Origin of the sequence: Actinomadura sp. K4S16 (genome assembly GCF_008327685.1) — a bacterium.
Lineage (GTDB): Bacteria > Actinomycetota > Actinomycetes > Streptosporangiales > Streptosporangiaceae > Spirillospora.
In genome coordinates this window covers 238,349-263,235 of record NZ_BDDE01000010.1, presented here as the reverse complement: position 1 = coordinate 263,235, position 24,887 = coordinate 238,349, and the positions used below count along the sequence as shown (strand labels likewise).

Genomic DNA, 24,887 nt, shown 5'->3' with positions numbered 1-24,887 from the left:
CCTGGTAGCGAACCTGAGGACGGATGAGGGAGGCTCGCCATGCGAGCGCTGGTGTACCACGGGCCCGGCCGCAAGTCCTGGGAGGACGTGCCCAAGCCCGAGATCGTCGCGGACGGCGACGCGCTGGTGCGGGTGGACGCGGTGACCATCTGCGGCACGGACCTGCACATCCTCAAAGGGGACGTCCCGGCGGTGACCGACGGGCGGATCCTCGGGCACGAGGCGGTCGGCACGATCGAGGCCGTCGGGCCGGGCGTCAAGACGGTCAAGCCGGGCGACCAGGTGCTGGTCTCCTGCATCACCGCGTGCGGCACGTGCCGGTTCTGCCGCGAGGGCCGCTACGGGCAGTGCCTCGGCGGGGGCGGCTGGATCCTCGGGCACAAGATCGACGGGACGCAGGCCGAGTACGTGCGGGTGCCGTTCGCCGACACCTCGGTGCACCCCCTGCCGCCCGGCGTGCCCGCGCAGGACGTGCTGATGCTGGCCGACATCCTGCCGACCGGCTACGAGGTCGGCGTGCTCAACGGCGCCGTCCGCCCCGGCGACGTGGTGGCGGTCGTGGGCGCCGGCCCGATCGGCCTCGCGGCGATCATGGGGGCGCGGCTGTTCAGCCCGAGCCACATCGTGGCGATCGACCTGGCCGACAGCCGACTGGAGGCGGCCAAGCAGTTCGGCGCCGACAGCACGGTCAACAACTCCCGGCAGGACGCCGTGGAGGTGGTGCGCGAGATGACCGACGGGCTCGGCGCCGACGTGGCCATCGAGGCCGTCGGCGTCCCCGAGGCCTTCGAGCTGACCGTCGCGCTGGCCCGGCCCGGCGGCCACATCGCCAACATCGGCGTGCACGGCGCCCCGGCCGCGCTGCACCTGGAGGAGCAGTGGATCCGGGACATCACCATCACCACGGGCCTGGTGGACACCTTCTCCACGCCCACCCTGCTCCGGCTCGTCGCCGGACGCCAGCTCGACGCCGGACGGTTCGTCACCCACCACTTCACGCTGGACGAGTTCCCGAAGGCCTACGAGGTCTTCGCCGACGCAGCCCACACCGGCGCCCTCAAAGTCGTCCTGACCCGCTGAGCCCGGCCGGCCGCCGACCGGGCGCCTTCCAGGCCCGGCCGGCGGGACGGCTCGGAAAGGAATCACCATGCCGACTCGGATCATCGTGGGGATCGACGGCTCCGCCCACGCCTGGCAGGCCCTCGACTGGGCCTCCGACTACGCCGTCCGGCACCGGATGCCGCTGGAGCTGGTCCACGCCTCCCGGGCGCTGGTCGACGACGGGACGATCCCGCCGGACGCGCTGCGGCGGCTGGCCGCCGAGCGGGAGGACCTGCTCGGCGAGGCCCGGCAGTACACGCTGAAGGTGCATCCGGACCTCGACATCGAGATGCGGCTCGTCCGGACGGATCCGGGGACCGCGCTGGTGGAGGGCAGCGAGGACGCGGCGCTCGTGGCCGTGGGCTCGCGGGGCCTCGGCGGGTTCGAGGGGCTGCTGTTCGGGTCGGTCGGGCTGTACACCGCGGCGCACGCCCGGTCCCCGGTCCTGGTGGTGCCGCGCGCGGCGCCCTACCCCGCCGACGCCCCGGCCCTTGTCGTGGTCGGGATCGAGGGGAGGCCGGGGGAGCGGGCCGTGCTCGCCTGGGCCTTCGAGGAGGCCTCCTCGCGCGGCGCCGGGATCCTGGCGCTGCACGCCGTGGGCGCGGAGTTCGGGTCCCCCCGCCGGAGGGTGCTGGAGGACCTGGAGCTGTCGGAGGCCCTGGCCGGCCTGCGCGAGCACCACCCGGACGTCCGGGTCGAGCAGCTCGTCTCGGACCGCACGCCGCCCCAGGCCCTCGTCGAGGCGTCGCGGTCCGCCGCCCTCGTGGTGGTCGGAGCCGCCCGCCGGACGGGGCTGGTCGGCATGGCGCTGGGCCGGGTCAACCACGCGGTCCTGCACCACGCGCAATGCCCGGTGGCCGTGGTGCCCATCGACCAGTGACCGGCGCCGTCCCGGCGGGACGTCCGCCGGAGGGACCGAAAGAGGAGTTGACCATGTCCGATCCGATCATCGTCGGGGCCGACGGCTCCGTCCCGTCCGAACGGGCCGTGGCCTGGGCCGCCGACGAGGCCGCCCGGTACGGGCGCGAACTGAAGATCCTGCACGCGGTGGAGCGGTGGGGCTACGACGTCCCGCTCAACACCGCTCCCGGCGAGGTCGTCTTCCTGTCGCGGGAGGGCGAGGAGGTGCTGGCCGCCGCCGAGCGCGTCGCGCACGCCCGGAGGCCGGAGGTGCCGGTGACCCTGGAACTGGCCTCCGCGCGCACCGTCCGGGCGCTTGCCGAGCACTCCGAGGAGGCGTTCGAGCTCGTGGTGGGCCACCGCGGCCTCGGCGGGTTCGCGGACCTCGTCCTCGGGTCGGTCGGGCTCGGCGCGGTCCGCCACGCCGCCTGCCCGGTCGTGGTGGTGCGGGGGGAACCGGCCGCCGACCGCCGTGAGATCGCCGTGGGGATCGGCCTCGGCGACGACTCCGCGGCCCTGGAGTACGCGTTCCGCGCCGCCGCGGCACGGGACGCCCGGCTCCGCGTCGTGCACGCCTGGCCGTTCCCGGCGGCCCTGGACGAGCCCGGAGCGGGCGTCGACATCCGCCGCGTCGAGGAGCGGGCCCGGTGGCGCGTCATCGAGGCGCACGCGCCGATGCGCAAGCGCTTCCCCGGCGTGGACGTCGTGGAGGACATCGTCCAGGACAACCCGGCCGCCGCGCTCGTCTCCGCGTCCCGCGACGTCGACCTGGTGATCGCGGGTTCGCATCCCCGCGAGGGCCTGAACGTGCCGCGCAGCCGCGCGGTTACGCACGGGCTCCTGCACCACGCGCACTGCCCGGTCGCCGTGGTCCCCGCCGCGGGCACCCCCGCGACCTGAGGGAACCGGACACGGCGAACGCCGCACGACCAAAGGCCCGGCGACCACCGGGCCTTTCGTCGTGTTCAGGGTGTTTGTGCTCAGGGCTTTTCGTCAGGGGCGAGTAGGAGGCCGGGCGGTGCCGTCCGCCCCGGGCGGAGTCAAGCGGCGGTCTCGCAGTCGCCGGCGGAGACGGCTCCGACGCGCAGGCCCGTGACGCGCTGGCAGGACACGCGGATGAACTCCGGGTCCGTTCCGGCGGTCCAGGGCAGGAGGGCCTCGTGGGCGCCGTCCCCGGGATCGGGGACGATCCGCGCCCGGCCGATGGCGGTGACCGACCAGCCGGTACGGGAGGCGGCGTCCAGGTCGTCGGCCTGGAACGCCACGATCGCGCCGCGGGTCGCGGCGACCAGCCGGGAGCCGCGCGGCACCGGGATGACCACGTCCCCGCCGTCGATGACGAAACCGACCGGAGCCACCGCGGGCAGCGCCTGCTCGGTGAAGACGATCCGGCCGACGGCGGCGGTGCTCATGAGGCGCAGGCACTCCGCTCGCGAGAGGCCTGCCGCCCCGTCCGCGCTCCTCATGGCTTCCTCCTTCATGACTCCATGCTCGCCGCCGCCCGCGAGGGAGGGCAGAGGTCCAACGTCACCGTGCCGGACGCCGTCGGTCCCCTTCCGGCCGGGCCTTTCGCCGCCCGGCTCAGCCGATCGCCGGCGGCGGCCTTCCGGCCAGCAGGGGGCTCTCCCAGGACGTGCCGGGCTGGATCTCGACGTCCTCGGCGCCGTAGGAGACGCGGATGGGGGAGGCCGCGCCGGGGCGCAGGGCGACGCGGACCAGGTCCTGGCGGCAGGTCAGGTCGACGCCCCAGTGGCCGCGGTAGCGGAGCCCGAGCCGCAGCTCGCCGATCGCGGAGGGCAGCCGCGGCTCCAGCCGCAGCGCGCCGCCCCGGGTGCCGACGCCGGCGTGGCACCGCTGGACGAGGTCCACGGTGCCGGCCATCGCGCCCAGGTGGACGCCCTCGGAGATCGTGCCGTGCGGGCCGCCGGTGATGTCGGCGAACAGCGATTCGAGGAAGACGCCCCAGGCCTCGTCGCCGTCGGTGTGCGCGAGGAGCCACGCGTGGACGAGCGAGCTCAGCGTCGACCCGTCGCTGGTGCGCGGCAGGTAGTAGGCGATGGTCCTGGCGGCCAGTTCGGGCCCGTACTCGTACCCGAGGCGCCGCAGGACGGCGTCCACCTCGTCCGGCGAGAGCACGTAGAACAGCATCAGCACGTCGGCCTGCTTCGACGCCTTGTAGCGGTTGGGCGAGTCGTCCTCGGCCTCCAGGATCCGGTCCAGCCGGCGGATGTCGCCGTAGCGCTCCCGGTAGCGGGCCCAGTCGAGCTCCTCCAGGTCGCCGTAGCCCTCGAACTGGCTGATCACTCCGGTGTGGAACGGGACGTACATCTTGCGCGCCACGTCCTCGAACCGGGTGATCTCCTCGCGGGTCAGCGCGAGCCGCTCGCGCAGCTCCCCGCGGCGGTCCTCGGGGAGCACGGCGAGCGCCTCCAGCGCCCGCTCCAGCAGCCAGGCGGCGAGGACGTTGGTGTAGGCGTTGTCGTCCAGGCCCGGATGGTCTCGTCCCGGGTAGGCGTCGTGGTACTCGTCCGGGCCCATGACGCCGCGGATCGAGTACCGGTCGGTGGAGTGGTCGTAGACGGTCAGGTCCGCGAAGAACCGGGCGACCTCCAGCATGATCTCGGCGCCGTACTCGGCGAGGAACTCGGCGTCGCCGGTCGCCTCGTAGAAGCGCCAGACGTTGAGGGCGATCGTCAGGCCGACGTGGCGCTGCAGGTGCGTGTGGTCGGGCAGCCACCGCCCCGACCGCGGGTTGAGGTGGACCAGCTGGGTCTCCTCGCGGCCGTCGGCGGCGCTCTGCCACGGGTACATCGCGCCGCGGTGCCCGGCGGCCGCCGCCGCGCGCCGGGCCGCGGGCAGCCGCCGCCACCGGTACAGCAGCAGGGCCCGGGCGATCTCGGGGAACCGCATGGTCAGGAACGGGAGGATGAACACCTCGTCCCAGAAGACGTGGCCGCGGTAGGCCTCACCGTGCAGTCCGCGGGCGGGGACCCCGACGTCGAGGTCCACGATGTGCTCCGACACGGTCTGCATCAGATGGAAGATGTGCAGGTTGAGGATGCGCTGGACCTCGATCTGGTCGACGCTCAGCTGGCAGCGCCGCCACAGCCGGCTCCACGCCAGCGTGTGCCGCTCCAGCAGGGCGTCGAAGCCGCCCGCCCCGGCCGCGGCGTCCAGCGCCGCCTCCCCGCACTCCTCGATGGCGCGGTCGCGCGAGGTGAAGACGGCCGCCACCTTCTCGATCGTGACGTGCGCGCCCTTCTCGGCGTCCACGGTCAGGTCCTGCGCGACCAGGCCCGCCTCGGCGAGCCGGACGGCCTTGGCGGGGACCGACACCCGGGTGCGGGCCGCGACCCCGACGCCGATCTTCGATGAGACGGTGGAGGCGCGCAGCAGGAGCAGCTCCGGGTCGCGCTGCGGCGGCGGTTCCTCGCGGGTGAGATGGGTCCCTGGCAGATTCCGGTACCGCTCCACGCCGGCGTTGGCGACCCGTCCGTCCACCCCGGACCGGATGTGCAGCGCGCCGCTCCAGTCCTCGGCGACGATCGTGGTCTCCAGCGCGGCCAGGTGCGGCTCGTCCATGGACACGATCCGGCGCTGGGCCAGGCGGAACGTCCGCCCCGCCCGGTCGCGCACGCGGACGAGCCGGGTCAGGACGCCGCGCCGCAGGTCGAGTTCCTGCCGGTAGGACAGGAGCCGGCCCTCGTCGAGGGCCGCGTCCGGATCGAACCACTCGCCGTCCTCGGCGCGGAAGGTCAGCGGCAGCCAGTTCGGCATGTTGACGAGGTCGGCGTTGTCGGCGTGCAGCCCGCCGACCTCGGCCTGGAGCCGGTCGTAGCAGCCGGCGACGTAGGTGCCGGGATAGTGGACGCCGTCCGCCGAGGACTCCGGCGCGGCGCCCCGGGTGGCGAGGTAGCCGTTGCCGAGGGTGCACAGCGCCTCCCGCAGCCCCTCCGCCGCGGGATCGTAGCCGTCGTGGGCCAGGATCCACCGCCTCATGGCGTCTCCTCACCGTCGTCCGAGCCCCTCCGGTGGGCTTTCCCCCTCTCACGCTGGCACCGGCCGGCGGCTGCCCGGCAGTACCGGACGACCCGGCGCGGCGGGACCTTCGGCCCCTCCCCAAAGGGTTCTGACCGGCGAAAACTGAAGGCGAGACCGTCGTTCGAGGGAGGGGACCGGACGGATGGCCGCGCTGACGAGGGCCCAGAGGTCGAACGTCCTGTTCGGCTACGACGGGACCAAGGAGAACGACCCCGCGCTGCGCTGGGCGGTCGAGGAGGCGCGGCTGCGCGGGCTCGACCTGGAGCTGTGCTATTGCTGGCACTGGCCTTACCCGAGCGGCCACGTGGACGCCGGGGTGGAGGCCATCCTCCAGCGGGCGGGGGAGAACATGCTGCGCAAGGGCGCGCGCCGCGCTCGCGACCTGGGCGCGCAGGGGAAGGTCCGCACGCTGCTGAGGCGCGAGCCCGCCTGCGAGACCCTGGTGCACGAGTCCGACGACGCGGAGCTGATCGTGGTCGGCTCGCACGAGCGGCACCGGCTGCCCGAGGGCTCGACGGCGGTGGAGCTGCCCGCGCGGACCCGCCGCCCCGTGGTCGCCGTCCGCGACGCGGGCGGGGACCGCGGCCTCGTCGTGGCCGGCGTCGACGCGTCGGCGCACGCGGACGCGGCGGTGGGGTTCGCCATCGAGGAGGCGGCGCTGCGCGACTGCGACCTGCGCGTGGTCCACGGGGCGTGGGAGCCTGGGGCCGTGCCCGCGAGCGACCTGACCCTGTTCACCGACAAGGCCCGGCTGTACCAGGCGCGGGCCGCGATGCTGGAGCGGACCGTCCATCCCTGGCGGCGGCGGTACCCGAAGGTCCATGTGGACGTCTCGCTGCTGCTGGAGCCTCCGCGCGAGGTCCTGCTGGCCGCCGCCGCGGACGCCGACCTGCTCGTGGTGGGGGACCGCGGTACCGGGAGCCTCGACCCGCTGCTGCTGGGCGCGACCAGTTCGGCGATGCTGCACCACGCCCCGTGCTCGGTCGCGATCGTCCCGTCGCCGCGGTACGCCGCCCAGCGCGTCGCCTGAGGCGGGCCCTCACCGGCCGCCTCGGGCACCTTGCCGCGGGGCGGTCGGCAGGGATCAGTCGGGTTCGATGGGGCTCCGCCCCGGATGGCGCGCCGGCGCCTCGCGCGGGAGCACGGGCTCGATCCGGTACAGGGACGGCATGCCCCCGGAGCGCGCCGGGATCTCGCGGTGCACCCCGGCCAGGGCGCTGATCAGGTCCCGTGCGGTGATGAGGCCGGCCAGCGCGCCGTGCTCGTCGGTCACCGCCACGTAGTCCTTGTCCGACTCCAGCATGGCCAGCGCCGCGTCGGCGACGGTGGCCGACGGGCGCACCGTCGCGGCGGGCCGGGACGGCAGGAGGTCGGTGACGGGGCGGCGGGCGTCGCGCGGAGCGGTGGCGCTCCAGGTCGAGGTGAGGGTCTGGGCGTCGAGGACGCCGAGGAAGCCGCCCTCGACGTCGGTGACCGGCAGGTGGTGGATCTCGGCCCGGCACATCAGCTCCCAGGCCATGATCACCGACTCGTCCGCGGCGATGGTGAGCAGGTCGCGGCTCATCAGCTCGGCGGCGGTGCGCTGCTCCAGGGGCGGGCTGGCGGTCATGGGTCCTCCTCGGGGCCGGACGGAGTGCCTCCGGCTCCAGCCTCCCGCCGGGCGGTGCCCGGCGGCAGGGGCGAACGTCCCGGACCGGTGGCCTGGAGGGCCGGATCCGCGCCCCGCTGGACGTACTTGAGAAGCTCGATCGCCACGTAGGAGATGACGGCGATGACGACGATGCGGCCCCAGGCGGCGCCACCGAGCGGCGCGGAGTGGAACAGGTCGTTCATGAAGGGCGCGTAGGTGTAGAGGGCCTGGATCGCTATGAGGGCCAGGACGCTGGCGCCGACCCAGGGGTTGCGGCGGACGCCGTGCCACAGCAGCGGGCGGTCCAGCGAGAGGCAGTTGAACAGGTAGGTGAGCAGCGTCAGCGCGAAGACGTTGACGACGATCGTCTGCGCCACCGCCGGGCTCGCCCCGTGGGCGCGTTCCCAGTGCTGGAGCCCGAACGCGCCGGCGAGCAGGATCGCCGAGACCAGCAGGATGCGCAGCGTCATCGCGCGCGTGAGCAGCGGCAGTGACGGGTCGCGGGGCGGGCGGCGCATGATGTGCTCGTCCTTCGGCTCCACGGAGAACGGCAGGCCGAGCACGAGCACCGCCGTCATGTTCAGCCAGAGGACCTGGAGCGGCAGGACGGGCAGCGCCGTGCCCGCGACGATCGCCGCGACCAGCACGAGCCCGAGCCCGATGTTGGACGGCAGCGCCCAGACGATGAACTTCACCAGGTTGTCGAAGACGCCGCGCCCCTCCTCGACGGCCTGCTCGATCGAGGCGAAGTCGTCGCCGGTGAGCACCATGTCGGCCGACTCCTTGGCGGCGTCGGTGCCCGTGCCCCCCATGGCGACGCCGATGTCGGCCTGCTTGAGCGCGGGCGCGTCGTTGACTCCGTCCCCCGTCATCGCGATGACGTGCCCGGAGTCCTGGAGGATCTGGACGAGCCGGAGCTTCTGCTCGGGGGAGACCCGGGCGAAGACGGTGGTGGCCTGCACGCGTTCGGGCGAGACGTCGGCGGTGAGCTCGGCGCCCGTCATCACCTCGCCGTCCAGCCCGACGCGGGTTCCGACGGCGCGGGCGGTGGCGGCGTGGTCCCCGGTGATCATCTTGACCTGGACGCCGGCGTCGTGGCAGGTCCGCACGGCCCGGGCGGCGTCCGGGCGGGGCGGGTCGAGCATGGCCTGCAGGCCGAGGAAGGTCAGCGGCGGCGGCTCGTCCAGGCCGGGGCCCTCGGCGCGCCCCCGGGCGAAGGCCAGCACGCGCAGCGCCTGGCCGCCGTAGTCCTCGGCGCGGGCGTGGACCGCCGCGTGGTCGAGCGGGACGGGTGCGCCGTCCGGACCGGCGGCGTCCTCGCACAGCTCCAGGATCCGCTCGACCGGGCCCTTGACGTAGACGGTGCCGTCCTCGTGCAGGGTGGCCATGTAGCGCCGCTCGGCGGTGAACGGCAGCGTCGCGACGCGGCCCGGCGCGCGGTCGAGGCCGGCCTTCGCGGCGCTGGTCAGCAGGGCGCCTTCGGTCGGGTCACCGGTGATGTGCCAGCCGTCCGCCTGGTGCAGTTGCGCGTCGTTGCAGCCGAGGCCGGCCAGCAGCGCCTCCCGGAGCGCGGGATGGGCGGCAGTGTCGACCTCCCGCCCGTCCTGCTCGATCGCGCCCGTGGGCGCGTAGCCGGTGCCGGTGACGGTGTAGTCGCGGCCGCCGGCGGTGACGGCGGTGACCGTCATCTGGTTCTGGGTGAGTGTGCCGGTCTTGTCGGTGCAGATGACGGTGGTGCTGCCGAGCGTCTCCACGGCGGGCAGGTGCCGGACGATGGCGCCGCGGCGGACCATGCGGGAGACCCCGAGCGCGAGGGTGATCGTGACGACCGCGGGCAGCCCCTCGGGGATCGCGCCGACCGCGAGGGCGACCGCGGCGGTGAGCATCTCGGTCGCGCCGCGCCCGCGGAGCACGCCGATGAGGAAGGTCAGCGCGGCCAGCGCCAGGATCGCCACCGTCACGATCTTGCTGAAGTCGGTGATCTTGCGGGTGAGGGGCGTCTGGACCGCGCCGGTGCCCTGCACCAGCCGGTGGATGCCGCCGAGCTCGGTGGCCGCGCCGGTCGCCACCACCAGGCCCGCGGCGCCGCCGGCCGTCGCCAGCGTGCCGGAGAAGGCCATGCCGGTGCGGTCGGCGAGGGCGGCCTCGTCCTGCGCCGCGGTGTTCTTGGCGACGGGCACCGACTCGCCGGTGAGCGCCGACTCGTCCACGGCGAACTCGTCGGTGCGCAGCAGCCGCAGGTCGGCCGGGACCTTGTCGCCGGCCTCCAGCCTGACCAGGTCGCCCCGCACCAGCCCGGCCGACGGCACGCGCTGGGCCGCGCCGTCGCGGACGACCAGCGCCGTCGTCTCGGCCATGGCGGCCAGGGCGCCGAGAGCCTTCTCCGCGCGCGACTCCTGGACGAACCCGACGATGGCGTTGACGACCACCACACCGAGGATCACCAGCGCGTCGACGTGCTCGCCGAGCAGGCCGGTCACCAGCGCCGACACCAGCAGCACGTAGATCAGCGGGCTGTTGAACTGCAGGAGGAACCGCACGACCGGGCCGCGCCCGCGCGCGGCGGGCAGCGTGTTGGGACCGTCCCGCTCCAGCCGCCGCGCCGCCTCGGCGGAGGCCAGCCCGTCGGCGGCGTCGCCGCCGAGCTCGCGCACGACGTCCTCGACGGGCCTGCGGTAGGGCGCGGGAGCCGTCGTCATCGGGCCGTGCGGCCGCCGCCGCGGGGTCCGGCGGTCTCGGGGCCGTAAGGGACGTTCATCGTCGCACCTCCTGCCGCAACCATATTGGCCGCTCGCGGCGGCGCGGTTCAGGGCCTAAGGTCCCGGCGCCCGCGGACCCACGACTCTGACCACCGGCCCCCCGGGCTTGTGAGGCTTGGGGATCTGGAGGTGGAACACGATGGATGGACCACATGTCCTGGTCGGGTTCGACGGTTCGCCGGCCGCCGGGCGCGCCCTGCGCTGGGCCGCGACGGAGGCGTCCCTGCGCGGCGTGCCCCTGCGGGTCTGCCACGCCTGGACTTGGCCCTATCCGCCGGGACCGCGGGGAGACGAGGCGCAGGAGATCGTCCGCGGCATGGGGGTCATCGCCCTGGAGGACGGTGTCCGGATCGCCCGGGAGACCGCCCCGGACCTCGACGTGCGGCCCCTGCTCGCCGAGGGCACGCCGTCCGCCGCGCTCCTCGGGGCGGCGCGGGACGCCGAACTGATCGTGGTGGGCGCCCGCGGCGCGGGCGGTTTCGACCGGCTGCCGCTCGGCTCCACGGCCGTGCACGTCCCCGCGCACGCCGATCGTCCCGTCGTCGTGGTGCCCGCCCATGAACCGGCACGGGTCGAGAAGCGGATCGTCGTGGGCGTCGACGGGTCGCCCGCGAGCCGGGCCGCGCTGGGGTTCGCCCTTCGCGAGGCGGCGCTGTGGCACGCCTCGGTGACGCTGGTGTGCGCATGGTGGGACCCCGCCGTGCTCCCCGGCCCGGACCGCCTCCCGTTCACCGATCCGCGGGGGCTCAAGGAGGAGGCCAAGGCGCGGTTCGCCGCCGCGGTCGCGCCCGTCCTGGCCGCGCACCCCGAGGTCGCCGTCGAGCAGCGGTTCGTCCTGGAGCGGGCGGGGCGCGTCCTCGCCGACAACGCCCGGGACGCGATGCTGCTCGTGGTCGGCGACCGCGGGATCGGATCGTCCCCCAAGACCGCCCTCGGCGCCGTCACGCGGTCCGTGCTGCACGAGGCGCCGAGCCCGGTCGCGGTCGTCCACGACCGCGACACGCAGGTGAAGGAGTCGTCATGATCCGAGTACTGGTGGCGTACGCCTCCGAGCGCGGAGGAACCGCCGAGATCGCCGAATGGGTGGGCGCCGCGCTGCGCGAGGCGGGCGTGGAGGCCGACGTGCGGCCCGCCGGAGACGTCGAGACGCTCGACGGGTACGACGCCGCAGTCGTCGGCGGCGCCCTCTACGTCGGGCGCTGGCATCGGGAGGCGCGCCACTTCGTCCGGCACCACGCGGACGAGCTGGCGCACCGGCCGGTGTGGCTGTTCAGCAGCGGTCCCCTGGACCGCAGCGCCGAGGAGCGCACGGTCGACCCCGTGTCCGGCGTCGCCAAGTTCGCCCGCCGCCTCGACGCCCGCGGCCACGCCACCTTCGGCGGGCGGCTGGCGCCCGACGCCAAGGGCTTCATGGCCGCCAAGGTCGCCCGGACCGCGTCCGGGGACTTCCGCGACCGCGACCGCGTCGCCGAGTGGGCCGCCGGCATCGCCCGCGAGCTGCGGAGCGTGTCGGCATGAACAGGATCGTCGTCGGGGACGACGGGTCGGAGCCGAGCCTGCTCGCGATCGACTGGGCCGCCGACGAGGCCGCCCGCAGGGGCGCCGCGCTGCACGTGGTGTACGTCGTCACGCCGTGGCTGTTCGACGTCCCGACGGATCCGGGCGCGGCCCAGGTCCGGGAGCGGCTGCTCGACGGCGGCCGGGACATCGTCGAGCTCGGCGTCGCGCGCGCCCGCGACCGCGTGCCCGGGCTGGAGGTGACCGGCGAGCAGACCGGCGGGCAGCCCGCCAAGGTGCTCGTCGAGCAGGGACGCGACGCGGTCATGGTCGTGACCGGCTCCCGGGGGTCCGGCGGTCTCTCGGGGCTGCTGCTGGGATCGGTGGCGATGCAGGTCGCGACGCACGCCACGTGCCCCGTGGTGGTCACCCGGGCTCCGAACGCGGACGTCCGGGGAGACGTCGTGGTCGGCGTGGACGGCTCTCCGGCCGGGGCGGACGCCGTCGGGTTCGCCTTCGAGGAGGCGGCCCTGCGCGGGGTGCGGCTGCGGGCCCTGTCGGCCTGGTCGCACCCGGTCCCCTCGGGCCGGGGCGACATGCAGCCCCTCGTCTACGACCGCGCCGTCGTCGCCGCGGAGGAGGAGCGGGTCCTCGCCGAGTCGCTCGCCGGCTGGTGGGCGAAGTACCCCGACGTCGACGTGGTGTCCGAGGCCGTCCACGGCGGGGCCGCAAGGGTCCTGGCGGGGGCGTCCGTCCACGCGGGCCTTCTGGTCGTCGGCTCACGGGGGCACGGGGGCTTCGGCGGGCTCCTGCTGGGGTCCGTCGGCCACGCGATGCTGATGCGCGCGCACTGCCCGGTCGCCATCGTCCGCGGACGCGGGTGACGGGGATCGTCCGCGGACGCGGGTGACGGTTTGGGAGGGCCTGGCCCGGCCGCCCCCCCAGGATCGGCCGGGCCAGGGTTTCAGCCGCGCCCTTCCCGGGACTGGGCGCCGTCGGCCTTGAGCTGCGCGGCCAGCGCGGCGGCCTGGGTCCGGCGGCTCATGCCGAGCTTGGCGAAGATGTTCGAGATGTAGTTCTTGACCGTCTTCTCGGCCAGGAAGAGGCGCTCGCCGATCTGCCGGTTGGTCAGGCCCTCCCCGATGAGCTCCAGGATGTGGCGCTCCTGCTCGGTCAGGCCCTTGAGGGGGTCGGTCTTCTCCTGGCGGGTGCGGAGCCGTTCGAGCATGCGGGCCGTGCTGCGCGGATCGAGCAGGGACTGCCCGGTGGCGACGGTGCGGACGGCGCCGACCAGGTCCGAGCCGTGGATCTGCTTGAGGACGTAGCCGGACGCGCCCGCCATGACCGCCTCGAACAGCGCGTCGTCGTCGTCGAAGGAGGTCAGCATCAGGCAGGCCAGCTCCGGCAGCTGGGAGCGGAGCTCGCGGCAGACGCTCACGCCGTCCCCGTCGGGCAGGCGGACGTCCAGGACGGCCACGTCGGGCCGGACGGCGGGGATCCGCGCCAGCGCCTCGGCCGCGGTGCCCGCCTCGCCGATGACCTCGATGTCGTCCTCGGCGGACAGCAGCGCGGCCACTCCGCGGCGGACGACCTCGTGGTCGTCCATCAGAAAGACCCGGATCGTCCCCGCGTTCTCTGGCGTCTCGGCGGTCATGGCTCTCGTTTCCTCGGTCCAGTGGTGACGGAATGGACGCTACCCCGCCGACCGGGCCGTCCCCCAGTCAGCGGACGTCCCGCCCCCGCGGGACGAACGTCCCGACCTGACGCGCGTCCCTGCGCCCCTTCGGGACGGACCTTCGGCCCTGCCGCAGGTCAGGTCGCGCGGGCGAGGCTGAAAGGTGACGGAAGGGAGCCATCCATGCAGACGAGGTACAGGACTTCCGCGGACATGGCGGAGGACATGCGCCGCGCCGTCGAGGACGCCCTGTGGGCGCCGTCGGTGCACAACACCCAGCCGTGGCGGTTCGGCGTGCGCGGCTCGCGGATCAGCCTGCGCGCCGACCCGGACCGCCGCCTGGGGGTGGCGGACCCGAAGGGCCGGGAGATGCTGATCAGCTGCGGTGCCGCCCTCTACAACCTCCGGCTGTCGCTGCGCGCGCAGGGCTACGAACCCGTGCTGCGGCTGCTGCCCGACCCGGACCGCCCGCACCTGCTCGCCGACGTGCATCTGGAGCCCGGCGAGGAACCGGACCAGCAGACCCTGGGGGAGTACGCGCAGATCCGGCGCCGGCGCAGCCACCGGGGCGCGTTCCGTCCGGAGACCGTCCCCGCCGGGGTCCTCACGGCCATGCGGTACGACGTCGAGCGCGAGGGCGCCCGGCTGATCGAGGCCGTCGACTCGCACGTCAAGGGGGCCCTGGCCGCCCTGACCGACGCGGCCGAGCACCTCCAGCGCCGCACCCCCGCCTACGCGGCGGAGATCAGCCGCTGGGCGCCGTCGCCCCGGACGGCCCGCAAGGACGGCATGCAGGAAGGGGCCTACCCGAAGCAGACCCCTGAGACCAGCCCGAACTTCCCCACCCGTGACTGGGCGCGGGGCCAGGGCTGGGGGGCCGAGCCCCCGCACCCGGGCCAGCCGGGGGTGGCCGGGGTGGCGCTGCTCCTGGTGTCCGACGGCGAGGGGCCGGCCGACTGGCTGCACACGGGCCTGGCGCTCCAGCGGGCGCTGCTGAGGGCGGCCGAGAGCGACCTGGCGGCCGCCTTCCACACCCAGGCGCTGGAGGTGCCGGAACTGCGCGCCTTCATCCGCGCCCACTTCTGCCGGGACGCCTACCCGCAGATGCTCCTGCGCATCGGCGTGCCCGAGGGGGAGGGGCTGGAGACCGTCCGGCGGCCCATCGACGACGTCATGATCGTGGAGCCTTGAGCGGGACGCGGTCGGGGATCCGGCGGCCGGTGATGAGCCGGGGGCGGATGACGATGAACTGGTCGCGCTCGCCGGGCGCCCAGCTGCGGAGGGGGAGGGCGGAGAGCCGGGCGATCTCGGCGGGCTCGGTGGCGCGGCGCGCGGGCCCCACCGTGACCACCGACCAGCCCTTGCCCGCGTCCGCGTCGATGTCGTCGATCTCGAAGGCGACGATCGTGTCGGAGGCGGCGGTGGCCAGTCGCGAGGCCGACGAGGTCTTCACCACGATGTGCTCGCCGTCGAAGACGTAGTTGACCGGCTGGACGGTGGGCAGCGCCTGGAGGGTGAACACGATCCGGCCGATCGCCGACCGGCGGAGCAGTGACCGGCATTCCCCGTCGTCGAGGATCTCCATGCCGCTGTGGTCGAGATGCATGCCCTCCAGGGTGACGCATCGGTGACCAAGGTCATCAGGGACGAAGGTCCCTGACCTGACTTCTAGCCCCGCGCAGGGTAATACTGGACCTGTGGCACAGGATTCGGGCACCGGTCATGACAGGGCACGACTGATCCTGCCGCAGATGCAGCTCGACGACCTGCTGTCGGAACTGCAATCGCGGCTGGAGGCGGCGCGCTCGACTCGCGACCGCGTGCACGCGCTGCTGGAGGCCGTGGTCTCCATCGGCAGCGAGCTGGACCTCGAATCGGTGCTGCGGCGGATCACCGAGGCGGCCACCACCCTCGTCGACGCCCGCTACGGCGCCCTCGGCGTGATCGACGAGGAGGGCGAGCACCTGGTGCAGTTCGTCACCGTGGGCGTGAGCGACGAGGAGATCGAGGCGATCGGCCACTGGCCGCACGGGCACGGGATCCTGGGCCTGCTGATCCGGGATCCGCGGTCGCTGCGGCTTCCGGACCTCGGTGAGCATCCCGCCTCCAGCGGGTTCCCGGCCAACCACCCGCCGATGCGCACGTTCCTGGGCGTCCCGATCCGCGTGCGGGACGAGGTGTTCGGCAACCTCTACCTCACCGAAAAAGCCGACGGCGGCCAGTTCGAGGAGGAGGACGAGGTCGTGGTGATCGCGCTGGCCACGGCCGCCGGCGTCGCGATCGAGAACGCCCGCCTGTACCAGGAGACGCGCCGCCGGGAGCGGTGGCTGGAGGCGTCGGCCGAGGTGTCCACCGCGCTGCTGTCGGGCACCGACCCGCACGAGGTGACGAGGCTGGTGGCGCAGCGGGCGCAGGAGATCGCCGAGGCCCGGCTCGCGACCGTGGCGCTGGTGGAGGACGGCAGCAGCCACCTCGTGGTGGAGGCCGCCCGCGGTGCGGACGCCGAGCAGTTGCAGGGCCTGCGGGTGCCGCTGGAGGAGTCGGTGGCCGGTCCCGTGTTCACCGAGGGGGTCGCCCTGCGGCTGGCCAACGGTGAGAAGGCGGCGCGCGAGTCGAACGTGCCCATGCGGGTGCCGGTGGGTCCGCTGCTGGTCGTCCCGCTGGGGCTCGGCTCGGCGGCGCGCGGCGTCATCTCCGTGGCCAACCCGCCGGGCGGGGCGCTGTTCTCGGAGGGGACGCAGCGGCTGCTGGAGGCGTTCGCGGGCCAGGCGGCGGTGGCCCTGGAGCTGGCCGAGCGCCGCCGCGACGCCGAGCGGCTCGCGCTGCTGGAGGACCGCGACCGGATCGCCAAGGACCTGCACGACACCGTCATCCAGCGGCTGTTCGCGACCGCGATGGGGCTGATGGCGGCGATCAAGATCACGCAGAAGCGGGAGGTCGCCGTCCGGGTGCAGCGGGCGGTGGACGACCTCGACGACACGATCCGGCAGATCCGCTCGTCCATCTTCGCGCTCCAGGGCCCCGAGACCGACGAGACGTCGCTGCGCAGCCGGGTGCACGCGCTGGCCGACAGGGCGGCCGAGCACCTGGGGTTCGCGCCCTCGGTGCGGCTGGACGGCCTGCTGGACACCTCGGTCGACGAGGAGATCGGCGAGCAGCTCCTGGCCGTCGTCCGGGAGGCCATGTCGAACGTCGCCCGGCACGCCCAGGCCACCGCGACGGCCCTGAACATCGATGTCGGGGACGACGTCACGGTGCGGGTGGAGGACAACGGCGTCGGCATCACCGAAGGCGGCCGCCGCAGCGGGCTCCGCAACATGGAGGCCCGTGCCGAGGGGCTCGGTGGAACGTGCACCGCCGAGCGGCGCCCTGAGGGCGGCACGGTGCTGGTCTGGCGCGTGCCCCTCAAGCCCGCCTGACCGGAAGGTCACGGGCCGATGCGGTGGTTGTCGAGGCGTGCCCAGTCGGCGTCCCACATCCGGTAGCGGCTCCGGTCGCACCGCGCCCGGACGAGCCAGTAGAAGCCGAGCAGGGGCAGTCCCGTGGCGAGGACGACCCCCGTCCCGTTCACCGCGGTGTGGACGACCGTCTGCGCGTGCCGGCGCGGCGGCGTGATCGAGACGCCGTCGGGCCCGGCCCACAGGATGAGGCGCTCCCCGACCGAAGCTCCCCGCCATGTCGTGTAGTCGGCGGTCCGCCGCGTCCCGTTCGGGTCCGTCCAGGCGACGGTGACCGTGCGCCTGCCTCCCGGGTCCTGCACCTTCACGATGGTGGCCTCGACGCGGTGCCGGGTGGCGGCCTGCCGGTGCTCGGCCCGCACCCCTGAGCCGTAGGCGGCCCGGACGGCATGGGCCACCAGCGGCGGCGTCGCACTGAGGAAGACCATGAGCAGCAGCAGACCGAGCCTCCACTGGATCCGGTCCACACCGCGCCGCAGGTCGTTGCGGTCGAAGCCGCAGCTGCGCCGCCGGCGGTCGATCCGCTCGCGCCAGCGGCCGGTCCGTGCTCGCATGGTCGTCGCTCCCATGACGCGGTCCCTTCACCTTCCCTCCATGGCGACGCTACGCATCCGGGGCCGGCGGCCGCAGAGGCGGAAGCCCCTCGCGCCCGGGACCTCCCGGGTCCTCCGGCCACCGCACCCGGGGACCTTCGTCCCGCCGATCGTGCGCCTAACGGTCCTACAGGCAAAGGCCGGTTCAGGATTCAGTAAGAGGTGACGAGATCAACGAAGTGATGGAAGGTGAGAGGCGATGGCACTCTCCGAGCACAAGACCCACGTGGGACGCGACACCCTCATCCGCGTGGTCACCCCCAAGCCGCTGACCGAGTCGCCCGCCGCCCGCTACATGTGGGCCGCCGCCCGCTTCGCGCTCGGCTGGATCTTCTTCTGGGCGTTCCTGGACAAGACCTTCGGGCTCGGCCACGAGACCCCCGCCGCCAAGGCGTGGATCGACGGCGGCAGCCCCACCGAGGGGTTCCTGGCGCACGCGCCCGTCGGACCGTTCGCCGGCTTCTACCACGACATCGCGGGAGCGGGCTGGGCCGACTGGCTGTTCATGATCGGGCTGGCCGGCGTCGGCGCCGCCCTCATCCTGGGCGTGGGCATGCGGATCGCCGCCGCGGCGGGAGCCGCCCTGCTGGTCATGATGTGGTCGGCCGTCCTGCCTCCGGAGAACAACCCCTTCATGGACGACCACCTCGTCTACGCGGTCCTGATCATCGGCCTGGCCCTGGTCAGCGCCGGCGACACCCTGGGACTCGGCCGCTGGTGGGGGAGCACCCCCCTGGTCAAGCGCCTCCCCTTCCTCAAGTGACCTGATCCGCGACACCCGAGGGGCGCTCCGAGAGGAGCGCCCCTCGTACGCGTGTCCGCGGCCGTCGACACCCGGTGAGCGGGAGAGCCGGGGATCGGATCCGGTGTCCGGCGCCGCCGCGCGTCAGGCGGAACGGCCCGCCTGCGAACGCGCAGGCGGGCCTGCCGGGTGGTGGAGGGCGGCGAGGGCCTGCTCGACCGCGTGGGGAAGCTCCCGGGCGGTGTCAATGGCGATCGATCCGGGCCAGGGCGCGGAGTCGGCGCGCATGGCGGCGGCGATGCCGGGGTCGGCGTCGGAGGGGCCCCGGGGACGGGTCCGCATGCGCTCGGCGCAGACGGCCTCCGGTGCTTCGCAGCGCAGCGAGGTCAGGTGGGCGTGCTCGTGCTCGGCGACCGCGGCGACGAGGTTCCGGTTCTCCTGGGACGTCCAGGAGGCGTCCAGGATGACCGTCTCGCCCATGCGCAGCAGCCGGGCGGCGCGCGCGGCCATCTCGCGGTAGGTGCGCCGGCCCCATTGCGGGGTGTAGATGCCGGAGCCGTAGGACGCCGCCGCCGGCGCGGTGGGCGCCAGCCCGGCGAGCTCCTTGCGGATCCGGTCGCTGCTGAGCAGTGTGCAGCCGAGCCGGTCGGCCAGCGCCCCGGCCAGGGACGTCTTCCCGGTGCCCGGGAGCCCGCCGACCATGATCAGGCCGACGCGGCCGGCGCGCAGGTGGCGCAGCGCGACGTCGGCGTAGGCGCGCGCCTCGGCGGCCGCGTCCGGGGCGCCCTGGCCGTGCCGCAGGCACGCCACCTTGGCGCGGACGAAGGCGCGGTAGGCCACGTAGTGGTGGCGGAGCGAGGGCGGAGCGGGGTCGGCGGCGAACTCGGCGTACCAGCGGAAGAAGCGCTCCGCGTCCTCGGGGGCGCCCAGGCGTTCGAGGTCCATCGCCAGGAACGCGGCGTCGTCCAGGCCGTCCAGCCGGCGGAGCCGCTCGTCGAACTCCAGGCAGTCGAGGATCCGCGGCCCGTCGTCGAGGCAGAAGATGTCGCCGGCCAGCAGGTCGCCGTGCCCGTCGACCACGCGGCCGTCGGCGATGCGCGCGTCGAACAGGGGCTCGCGGCCGGCGAGGAACTCGTTCGCGAGCTCCTCGGTCTCGGCGGCGGCCCCGGCGTCCAGGACGGTGCCGTGGAAGGGCCTGACCTGGTCGAAGCTGTCGTGCCAGCGGCCCCGGACGGCGTCGCGGGTCTCCTGCGCCGCGATGGCGGGGCCGCGCGGCGCCCTCGCGTGCCAGGCGGCCAGGGTCCGCGCGGTCTCGCGCAGCGCGTCCCGCACCGGCGCACCGGCCGCGACCAGGGTGGACAGGCGCCGGTCGGCCGGCATCCGCCGCATCACCACCAGGTGGTCGCAGACGCCGCCGTCCGGGCCGTGGACGTCGGCGACGCCGAGGTAGACGTCGGGGGCGAACCGCCGGTTCAGCCTGACCTCCTCGTGGCACGCGCGCTCGCGCAGCTCACGGGTGCTGAAGTCCAGGAACCCCAGGTCCACCGGCTTCTTGAGCTTGTAGGCGCGGTCCCCGACGAAGAAGACCACGCCGATGTGGGTCTCGGTGACGGCGGCGCCTTCCACCGGCTCACGCCCTCGGATAGGCGGTGGGGAGGGTGTCGTCGTAGTCGTAGCCGAGGTTCTGGACGACGTCGACGACGCCCTCCGTGGCGGCGGTCATGCGCACGATGATCGGGATGAGGCTCTTCTGCTCGACGCGGCCGGTGAGGTGGACGACCCCCTCCTGGACGCGGACGTGCACCTCGGCGGGGTCCTGCCAGAGCCTGCAGACCAGCACGTCGTCGATGATCTCGTCGCGGACGGCGGCGTCCGAGCGGTGGAACACCGAAAGCAGGTCGCGGCGGGCCACGATCCCGGCGAGCCGGCCGTCCTTGCGCACGACGGGCGCGGCCTTGAACCCGTGGGCGTTCAGCAGCCGGGCGGCCTCGGCGACGGGGGTGCCCGGCTCGACGGTCACGACCGGCGCGCTCATCAGGCCGCGGGCGTCGACGGCGGCGGCCTTGGCCCGCGCCCGGGCCTGCGCCTGGGCGAACCGCCGCAGCGCGAGGCGGCGCGGTTCCGCGCCGGCCGGCCGCTCCTGCTTGCGCAGGAGGTCGGCCTCGGTGACGATGCCGGCGAGCCGGCCGTCGTCGTCCACGACGGGCACCGCGCTGATGCGGCGCTCGGCCAGCGCGTCGGCGATCTCGACGAACGGGGTGTCCTCGGAGACCGTCACGACGTTCTTCGTCATGACGTCCCCGACCGTGCGGCGTTTCATGGCTCTCCTCCCGGGCTTCGCTGGGCCTCAGCGGCTCTCGCCGACGGCGGCCCTGTGGTCCGCGCAGATCACGACCTCGCAGCGCGCCCGCTCCCGCACGACGGGGACGGTGTCGCCGCCGAGCGGATTGCCGTACTCGGAGTGCAGCCGGGCGCCCACCACCAGCAGTTCGGCGCGCTCGGCCGCCTCGACCAGCGCCTCGCCCGGCTCACCGGAGAGGACGCGGAGCCTGGTGGTCAGGTGCCGGGACCGGGGGATCTCGCGGGCGACCAGGCTTCGGAGCGCCAGCCACTCCCTGACGGCGCGCAGCGGGCGCCGCACGGGGGTCTCACCGGGCTTCAGGACGCGGACCACGTCCAGGCGCGCGCGCCGCTCGGACGCCTCGCGGGCGGCCCGGCGCAGGGCGGCCATGGAGTTGGGGGAACCGTCGACCCCGACGACGACGGAACGCTGTTCGGGCACGACCCACATCGGCGACCTCCTCAGTCACCCCCACCATCCCGCGCGGGACGGTCCGCGGATCAGTGCCGAGCGTCCCGCCGGGCCGGGACCTTCGGCCCGGGCCGGGCACCGGCCGGCCGGGCGCCGCCGGGTCGTCCGGTGCGGGTCATCCGGTGGCGCCCGGATTGAAGACGGCCTGCGCGGCGACGAAGGCCGCGACCGCGAAGACCAGGTAGGCGAACCAGCGCCGCAACCGGTCGGCGTCCAGGCGCCGGGCGAGCCGGGCGGCGCCGAGCGACCCGGCGACGGCCGCCAGGGTGAACGCCGCGACGATGCCGTAGTCCAGCGCCCCGTCCCCGGCGTGCGCGGCGAAGCCCGCGGCCGAGTTGACCACCACGATGACCAGCGAGGTGCCGACCGCGACGGTCATGGGCAGGCCCAGCCCGACGACCAGCGCGGGGATGATGAGGAAGCCGCCGCCGACGCCGAACAGGCCGGTCAGCACGCCGACGATCGCGCCGGCGCCGATCGACTTGGGCAGGCAGCTGCGCCAGTCGACGCCGCCGCCCGGCAGGGCGCACGACCCGCCGAGCCGGTCCCGCTCGGCCAGCATCCGCCAGCCGGCGGCCACCATGAGCGCCGCGAAGCCGAGCAGGACCGCCTGGTCGGGCAGGAGCCGGTTCAGGGCGGCGCCGCCGAAGGCGGCCACCGCTCCGGCGGCCCCGAAGACGCCGGCGATCCGCCATCGCACCTGCCCGGCGCGGACGCGGGGGAGCGCGGCCGTGGCCGAGGAGATCCCCACGACCAGCAGCGAGGCGGGGACCGCCGAGGCCAGCGGCAGGCCCGCGCCGTAGACGAGGGCGGGGACGGCGAGGATGGAGCCCCCGCCGCCCAGGAGCCCGAGCAGGACGCCGATGAGGGCGCCGAGGACGAGCGCGGTCAGCATTCCTTCACCTCCTGGGCGGGCGTGGGGGGCGCGTCATAGGCGGTCCGCGGCGAGGGCGTCCAGGATGGCGGACATGTCGCTCTTCGGCCCGCGGTTGTAGGGGAGCTTGGACAGGACCATTCCCATGGCGCAGGTGTTGGACAGCGCGGCGAACGTGAGGCCGCCGCCGATGGCCCCCGCGACCCACTTGGCGCGCGGGACGGCCGTGCTGGCCAGGACCGAGCCGAGCACGATCGAGCCGGCGACCAGGCGGACCTGGCGCTCCAGGTCCCAGCGGGCGCGTCCCGCGGCGACCTGCTCGCCCGCGGCCTGCCAGGCGCCGATGCCGCCGCGCAGGACGCGCAGGTTGGGCAGGCCCGCGGACGCCAGCGCCTGCGAGGCCTGGTCGGCCCGCTGCCCGGAGCGGCAGACGAGCACCACCTGCTCGTCGAGGTGGGCGCGCAGCTCCGCGCGGTGCTCCCGCAGCAGGTCGAGCGGCACGTTGTAGGACCCGGGGATGTGGCCGGTCTCGAACTCGCCCGGAGTCCGGACGTCGATGAGCCGCGGCCGGTCGCCGGAGTCCAGGAGCTCGCGCAGGGCGGGGACGTCCACGGTGGACGCGGAGGGCGGAGTGGTCACGAAGTCTTCTCCCGTGTGTCGGTGGCCGGTGGCCAGTGGCCAGTGGCCAGTGGCCAGTGGTCAGTCGTCGGTGGTGGCGAGGCCCGCGGCGCCGGCCTCGGAGTAGTCGTCGTCGATGTGCACGGCCCGGCGTCCGGCCCGCCGGAGCAGGCTGGTGGCCGCCGCGGCCCGGTACCCGGAGCCGCAGTGCACCCAGACGGTCCCGTCGGGCACCTCGTCCAGCCGGTCGGGCAGCTCCGGCAGGGGGAGGTGGACGGCGCCCTCGATGTGCCCGTCCCGCCATTCGCCGGCCAGGCGCACGTCCAGCACGGCGTCCGGCGGCGGCAGGTGCCGGGGGACGCTGCCGGACCGGGCGGCGGCCAGGTCGGCGAACGTCGCGACGGGCGTGTCCGCCAGCCTGGCGGGGTCGCCGCCGGCCCACTGCTCGGGCGTGCCGGAGGCCGCCGCGGCCGGACGGTCGATGCCGATGCGGGCCAGTTCCCGCTGGGCGTCGGCGATCTGCTCGGGGCTGTCGCCGAGCAGGGTGAGGGGCGCGCCCCACGGGGCCAGCCAGCCGAGCCACGTCGACATCGCCCCGTCCAGGCCGAAGCTGAGGGTTCCGGCCAGATGCCGCTGGGCGAAGGCCTTGCGGGAGCGCAGGTCCACGACCCATTCCCCGGCGGCGACCCGGTCGCGCAGCTCGGCGGCGTCGGCGACCCGCGCGGGGGTGAGGTCGATCAGGTCGGCGCCGGCGCCGTTGCGGACGCCCATGTGCGCGTAGTACGCGGGATAGGCGTCGAGCCCCGCGAGGGTCTCGGCGACGAAGTCGTCGGCCTCCAGGCGCAGTGCCGGGTTGGCCCGCCTCTCCTGCCCGATGGTCGAGGAGGCGGCGTCGGACTGGCCCGCCGAGCAGAAGCTCCCGAAGCCGTGCGTGGGCCAGACGTGCGCGCCGTCGGGCAGCAGGTCGGCCAGGCGCCGCGCCGAGGCGTGCTGCCGTTCGGCCAGCAGGTGGGCGTGCTCGGCGCCGAGCAGGTCGGTGCGTCCGGTGGTGCCGAACAGCAGCGATCCGCCCGTGAAGACCCCTTCCGGCCCGCCGGGTCCCGACAGGATGTAGGACAGGTGGTGGAAGGTGTGGCCGGGGGTGGCGACGGCGCGGAGGCCCAGCGCGTCGGAGACGGCGATCTCGTCGCCGTCGGAGATGCCGGTCCGGTCGAACGCGACGTCCTCCTCGGCCGAGATCACGTAGGCCGCCCCGGTCGCCTTGGCCAGTGCCAGTCCGCCGGAGACGTAGTCGTTGTGCAGGTGCGTCTCCAGGACGTGCGTGATGCGGACGTCCAGCCGCCCGGCCAGGGCGAGGAAGCGGTCGATGTCGCGCTGCGGGTCGACCACCAGGGCCACCCGGCCGTCGTGGGCCAGGTAGCTGCGGTCGCCCAGGGACGAGGTCTCGACCACCTGGACGTGTACCATCGGCATTCACTCCTCATACCCGTATGGGTATCTGTCGCTGACATCGCGGCCCGGGTCCTGTCCGCTCGCCGGGCGACGGGCGGAACCGCCGCGGTTTCCGCGTTCGGTCTCCACCATACCCCTAGGGGTATGTGTCCATGGGTGAGTTACCTCACCTCCGCCGGGACCTCCGGCGGGACCTTCGCCTCTACCTGCGAAGACTCCCCAAATCGAGACTGGGGCCCAAACGAGGCAACCGCCAGTGAGGGAGGTGGCACCGATGAGCGAGATGCTGGTCGTCCACCGGGAGGACGACGCCTTCGCGGTGATCGTCCGCGACCACGTCATCCATGTGGACCAGCCGTACATGCTGGGAGGAATGGACGCCGGACCGACCCCGGTCGAGTTGTTCGTGGCGTCCCTCGCCGCCTGCACGGCGCACCACGCGCGGACCTACCTGGTGCGGCGCTGCCTTCCCGCGAACGGGCTGGAGGTCACCGCCGACTACGCGATGAGCCCGGAGGGCCCCGCCCGCGTGACGCGCATCGAACTGCGCCTGCGGCCCCCCGTCCGGCTGCCCGACTGGGAGGTCGGGGGACTGATGGAGGCGGCCATGGCCTGCACCGTCAACAACTCCATCATCGACACCCCGCGCATCGGAGTGCGGCTGGAGTCCGAGGTCGCCGCCTGAGCCGGCGCCAGAGGTCCCGCAGGCGAGGGGCCGTTCGGCCCTGGGGCCGT

Annotated in this window: 24 protein-coding genes; 11 read left to right on the top strand and 13 right to left on the bottom strand. The window is 74.4% G+C overall.

Translation table 11 applies throughout. The features are described 5' to 3' along the window. The first annotated feature begins 39 nt into the window (after nucleotides 1-39). The 3 genes from K4S16_RS01950 to K4S16_RS01940 all read left to right on the top strand — a co-directional run bounded on the left by K4S16_RS01950 (nucleotide 40) and on the right by K4S16_RS01940 (nucleotide 2,901). Nucleotides 40-1,080, top strand: a complete 1,041-nt coding sequence (locus K4S16_RS01950) for a zinc-dependent alcohol dehydrogenase family protein (RefSeq protein ID WP_149257067.1) — start codon at nucleotides 40-42, stop codon at nucleotides 1,078-1,080. Nucleotides 1,081-1,147: 67 nt separating this feature from the next. After that, nucleotides 1,148-1,981, top strand: a complete 834-nt coding sequence (locus K4S16_RS01945) for a universal stress protein (protein WP_149257066.1) — start codon at nucleotides 1,148-1,150, stop codon at nucleotides 1,979-1,981. Nucleotides 1,982-2,034: 53 nt separating this feature from the next. Further along, nucleotides 2,035-2,901 (top strand): universal stress protein, encoded by an 867-nt coding sequence (locus K4S16_RS01940; RefSeq protein WP_160160838.1) that lies wholly within the window; start codon nucleotides 2,035-2,037, stop codon nucleotides 2,899-2,901. Between the two features lie 140 nt (nucleotides 2,902-3,041). Here the strand turns inward: K4S16_RS01940 and K4S16_RS01935 are convergent, their stop codons facing one another. Together K4S16_RS01935 and K4S16_RS01930 are read right to left on the bottom strand one after the other, a co-directional pair. Beyond that, nucleotides 3,042-3,467, bottom strand: coding sequence for a pyridoxamine 5'-phosphate oxidase family protein (locus K4S16_RS01935; protein WP_149257064.1), 426 nt, complete (start codon nucleotides 3,465-3,467; stop codon nucleotides 3,042-3,044). Nucleotides 3,468-3,582: 115 nt separating this feature from the next. Continuing rightward, nucleotides 3,583-6,000, bottom strand: coding sequence for a glycoside hydrolase family 65 protein (locus K4S16_RS01930; protein ID WP_149257063.1), 2,418 nt, complete (start codon nucleotides 5,998-6,000; stop codon nucleotides 3,583-3,585). 184 nt (nucleotides 6,001-6,184) lie between these two features. Here K4S16_RS01930 and K4S16_RS01925 point away from each other — a divergent pair, with 184 nt between their 5' ends. Continuing rightward, nucleotides 6,185-7,072: a universal stress protein gene (locus K4S16_RS01925; protein ID WP_149257062.1), complete on the top strand. Its 888-nt coding sequence runs from the start codon at nucleotides 6,185-6,187 to the stop codon at nucleotides 7,070-7,072. Nucleotides 7,073-7,126: 54 nt separating this feature from the next. Here K4S16_RS01925 and K4S16_RS01920 read toward each other — a convergent pair whose 3' ends face one another. Together K4S16_RS01920 and K4S16_RS01915 are read right to left on the bottom strand one after the other, a co-directional pair. Then, entirely contained in the window at nucleotides 7,127-7,651 is a 525-nt protein-coding gene (locus tag K4S16_RS01920) for an HPP family protein (protein ID WP_149257061.1), read from the bottom strand. Further along, nucleotides 7,648-10,371: an HAD-IC family P-type ATPase gene (locus K4S16_RS01915; RefSeq protein ID WP_149257060.1), complete on the bottom strand. Its 2,724-nt coding sequence runs from the start codon at nucleotides 10,369-10,371 to the stop codon at nucleotides 7,648-7,650. The genes K4S16_RS01920 and K4S16_RS01915 overlap by 4 nt, the downstream gene beginning before the upstream one ends. 199 nt (nucleotides 10,372-10,570) lie before the next feature. Here K4S16_RS01915 and K4S16_RS01910 point away from each other — a divergent pair, with 199 nt between their 5' ends. The 3 genes from K4S16_RS01910 to K4S16_RS01900 are packed head-to-tail and all read left to right on the top strand — an operon-like array spanning nucleotide 10,571 to nucleotide 12,812. Continuing rightward, entirely contained in the window at nucleotides 10,571-11,455 is an 885-nt protein-coding gene (locus K4S16_RS01910) for a universal stress protein (protein ID WP_149257059.1), read from the top strand. Further along, the gene (locus K4S16_RS01905; RefSeq protein WP_149257058.1) at nucleotides 11,452-11,949 is read left to right on the top strand and encodes a flavodoxin domain-containing protein; all 498 of its coding nucleotides are present in this window, start codon (nucleotides 11,452-11,454) and stop codon (nucleotides 11,947-11,949) included. Before K4S16_RS01910 ends, K4S16_RS01905 begins: the two co-directional genes overlap by 4 nt. After that, nucleotides 11,946-12,812, top strand: coding sequence for a universal stress protein (locus K4S16_RS01900; protein ID WP_149257057.1), 867 nt, complete (start codon nucleotides 11,946-11,948; stop codon nucleotides 12,810-12,812). Before K4S16_RS01905 ends, K4S16_RS01900 begins: the two co-directional genes overlap by 4 nt. An 80-nt stretch (nucleotides 12,813-12,892) precedes the next feature. On the opposite strand, the gene K4S16_RS01895 is transcribed toward K4S16_RS01900, so the two are convergent. Beyond that, entirely contained in the window at nucleotides 12,893-13,582 is a 690-nt protein-coding gene (locus tag K4S16_RS01895; RefSeq protein ID WP_149257056.1) for a response regulator transcription factor, read from the bottom strand. 204 nt (nucleotides 13,583-13,786) lie between these two features. On the opposite strand from K4S16_RS01895, the gene K4S16_RS01890 reads away from it, so the two are divergent. Then, nucleotides 13,787-14,794: an Acg family FMN-binding oxidoreductase gene (locus tag K4S16_RS01890; RefSeq protein ID WP_235036504.1), complete on the top strand. Its 1,008-nt coding sequence runs from the start codon at nucleotides 13,787-13,789 to the stop codon at nucleotides 14,792-14,794. On the opposite strand, the gene K4S16_RS01885 is transcribed toward K4S16_RS01890, so the two are convergent. Then, on the bottom strand, nucleotides 14,775-15,209 hold the full coding sequence (locus K4S16_RS01885; RefSeq protein ID WP_149257055.1) for a pyridoxamine 5'-phosphate oxidase family protein: 435 nt from the start codon (nucleotides 15,207-15,209) through the stop codon (nucleotides 14,775-14,777). The two genes, K4S16_RS01890 and K4S16_RS01885, sit on opposite strands and share 20 nt — an antisense overlap. A gap of 145 nt (nucleotides 15,210-15,354) precedes the next feature. On the opposite strand from K4S16_RS01885, the gene K4S16_RS01880 reads away from it, so the two are divergent. Next, nucleotides 15,355-17,022, top strand: coding sequence for a GAF domain-containing sensor histidine kinase (locus tag K4S16_RS01880; RefSeq protein WP_200841707.1), 1,668 nt, complete (start codon nucleotides 15,355-15,357; stop codon nucleotides 17,020-17,022). Between the two features lie 8 nt (nucleotides 17,023-17,030). On the opposite strand, the gene K4S16_RS01875 is transcribed toward K4S16_RS01880, so the two are convergent. After that, nucleotides 17,031-17,615 (bottom strand): hypothetical protein, encoded by a 585-nt coding sequence (locus K4S16_RS01875; protein ID WP_149257053.1) that lies wholly within the window; start codon nucleotides 17,613-17,615, stop codon nucleotides 17,031-17,033. Nucleotides 17,616-17,853: 238 nt separating this feature from the next. Between K4S16_RS01875 and K4S16_RS01870 the strand changes: the two genes are divergently transcribed. Further along, nucleotides 17,854-18,417, top strand: a complete 564-nt coding sequence (locus K4S16_RS01870) for a DoxX family membrane protein (protein WP_149257052.1) — start codon at nucleotides 17,854-17,856, stop codon at nucleotides 18,415-18,417. A gap of 123 nt (nucleotides 18,418-18,540) precedes the next feature. Here the strand turns inward: K4S16_RS01870 and K4S16_RS01865 are convergent, their stop codons facing one another. The 6 genes from K4S16_RS01865 to K4S16_RS01840 all read right to left on the bottom strand — a co-directional run bounded on the left by K4S16_RS01865 (nucleotide 18,541) and on the right by K4S16_RS01840 (nucleotide 24,173). Beyond that, nucleotides 18,541-20,022, bottom strand: a complete 1,482-nt coding sequence (locus tag K4S16_RS01865) for an AAA family ATPase (RefSeq protein ID WP_200841644.1) — start codon at nucleotides 20,020-20,022, stop codon at nucleotides 18,541-18,543. Nucleotides 20,023-20,026: 4 nt separating this feature from the next. Continuing rightward, nucleotides 20,027-20,716: a CBS domain-containing protein gene (locus tag K4S16_RS01860; protein ID WP_149257050.1), complete on the bottom strand. Its 690-nt coding sequence runs from the start codon at nucleotides 20,714-20,716 to the stop codon at nucleotides 20,027-20,029. Nucleotides 20,717-20,743: 27 nt separating this feature from the next. Further along, a complete protein-coding gene (locus tag K4S16_RS01855) occupies nucleotides 20,744-21,187 on the bottom strand; it encodes a universal stress protein (RefSeq protein ID WP_149257049.1) in 444 nt (147 codons plus the stop codon). 136 nt (nucleotides 21,188-21,323) lie between these two features. Next, on the bottom strand, nucleotides 21,324-22,103 hold the full coding sequence (locus K4S16_RS01850) for a sulfite exporter TauE/SafE family protein (protein ID WP_149257048.1): 780 nt from the start codon (nucleotides 22,101-22,103) through the stop codon (nucleotides 21,324-21,326). A 33-nt stretch (nucleotides 22,104-22,136) separates the two neighbouring features. Continuing rightward, nucleotides 22,137-22,721 (bottom strand): rhodanese-like domain-containing protein, encoded by a 585-nt coding sequence (locus K4S16_RS01845; RefSeq protein ID WP_149257047.1) that lies wholly within the window; start codon nucleotides 22,719-22,721, stop codon nucleotides 22,137-22,139. 60 nt (nucleotides 22,722-22,781) lie between these two features. Beyond that, nucleotides 22,782-24,173 (bottom strand): rhodanese-like domain-containing protein, encoded by a 1,392-nt coding sequence (locus tag K4S16_RS01840; protein ID WP_235036503.1) that lies wholly within the window; start codon nucleotides 24,171-24,173, stop codon nucleotides 22,782-22,784. Between the two features lie 253 nt (nucleotides 24,174-24,426). Between K4S16_RS01840 and K4S16_RS01835 the strand changes: the two genes are divergently transcribed. Next, a complete protein-coding gene (locus tag K4S16_RS01835; RefSeq protein WP_149257046.1) occupies nucleotides 24,427-24,837 on the top strand; it encodes an OsmC family protein in 411 nt (136 codons plus the stop codon). Nucleotides 24,838-24,887 lie beyond the last annotated feature (50 nt).

Excerpts from the sequence above, each read along its gene's own strand:
- K4S16_RS01940 (WP_160160838.1), top strand. The coding sequence starts at position 2,035 with ATGTCCGATCCGATCATCGTCGGGGCCGACGGCTCCGTCCCGTCCGAA.
- K4S16_RS01910 (WP_149257059.1), top strand. The coding sequence starts at position 10,571 with ATGGATGGACCACATGTCCTGGTCGGGTTCGACGGTTCGCCGGCCGCC.
- K4S16_RS01950 (WP_149257067.1), top strand. The coding sequence starts at position 40 with ATGCGAGCGCTGGTGTACCACGGGCCCGGCCGCAAGTCCTGGGAGGAC.
- K4S16_RS01850 (WP_149257048.1), bottom strand. The coding sequence starts at position 22,103 with ATGCTGACCGCGCTCGTCCTCGGCGCCCTCATCGGCGTCCTGCTCGGG.
- K4S16_RS01860 (WP_149257050.1), bottom strand. The coding sequence starts at position 20,716 with ATGAAACGCCGCACGGTCGGGGACGTCATGACGAAGAACGTCGTGACG.
- K4S16_RS01840 (WP_235036503.1), bottom strand. The coding sequence starts at position 24,173 with ATGCCGATGGTACACGTCCAGGTGGTCGAGACCTCGTCCCTGGGCGAC.
- K4S16_RS01930 (WP_149257063.1), bottom strand. The coding sequence starts at position 6,000 with ATGAGGCGGTGGATCCTGGCCCACGACGGCTACGATCCCGCGGCGGAG.
- K4S16_RS01915 (WP_149257060.1), bottom strand. The coding sequence starts at position 10,371 with ATGACGACGGCTCCCGCGCCCTACCGCAGGCCCGTCGAGGACGTCGTG.
- K4S16_RS01870 (WP_149257052.1), top strand. The coding sequence starts at position 17,854 with ATGGCACTCTCCGAGCACAAGACCCACGTGGGACGCGACACCCTCATC.
- K4S16_RS01900 (WP_149257057.1), top strand. The coding sequence starts at position 11,946 with ATGAACAGGATCGTCGTCGGGGACGACGGGTCGGAGCCGAGCCTGCTC.
- K4S16_RS01920 (WP_149257061.1), bottom strand. The coding sequence starts at position 7,651 with ATGACCGCCAGCCCGCCCCTGGAGCAGCGCACCGCCGCCGAGCTGATG.
- K4S16_RS01875 (WP_149257053.1), bottom strand. The coding sequence starts at position 17,615 with ATGCGAGCACGGACCGGCCGCTGGCGCGAGCGGATCGACCGCCGGCGG.
- K4S16_RS01890 (WP_235036504.1), top strand. The coding sequence starts at position 13,787 with ATGCAGACGAGGTACAGGACTTCCGCGGACATGGCGGAGGACATGCGC.
- K4S16_RS01885 (WP_149257055.1), bottom strand. The coding sequence starts at position 15,209 with ATGCATCTCGACCACAGCGGCATGGAGATCCTCGACGACGGGGAATGC.
- K4S16_RS01880 (WP_200841707.1), top strand. The coding sequence starts at position 15,355 with ATGCAGCTCGACGACCTGCTGTCGGAACTGCAATCGCGGCTGGAGGCG.
- K4S16_RS01905 (WP_149257058.1), top strand. The coding sequence starts at position 11,452 with ATGATCCGAGTACTGGTGGCGTACGCCTCCGAGCGCGGAGGAACCGCC.
- K4S16_RS01945 (WP_149257066.1), top strand. The coding sequence starts at position 1,148 with ATGCCGACTCGGATCATCGTGGGGATCGACGGCTCCGCCCACGCCTGG.
- K4S16_RS01925 (WP_149257062.1), top strand. The coding sequence starts at position 6,185 with ATGGCCGCGCTGACGAGGGCCCAGAGGTCGAACGTCCTGTTCGGCTAC.
- K4S16_RS01895 (WP_149257056.1), bottom strand. The coding sequence starts at position 13,582 with ATGACCGCCGAGACGCCAGAGAACGCGGGGACGATCCGGGTCTTTCTG.
- K4S16_RS01855 (WP_149257049.1), bottom strand. The coding sequence starts at position 21,187 with ATGTGGGTCGTGCCCGAACAGCGTTCCGTCGTCGTCGGGGTCGACGGT.
- K4S16_RS01835 (WP_149257046.1), top strand. The coding sequence starts at position 24,427 with ATGAGCGAGATGCTGGTCGTCCACCGGGAGGACGACGCCTTCGCGGTG.
- K4S16_RS01935 (WP_149257064.1), bottom strand. The coding sequence starts at position 3,467 with ATGAGGAGCGCGGACGGGGCGGCAGGCCTCTCGCGAGCGGAGTGCCTG.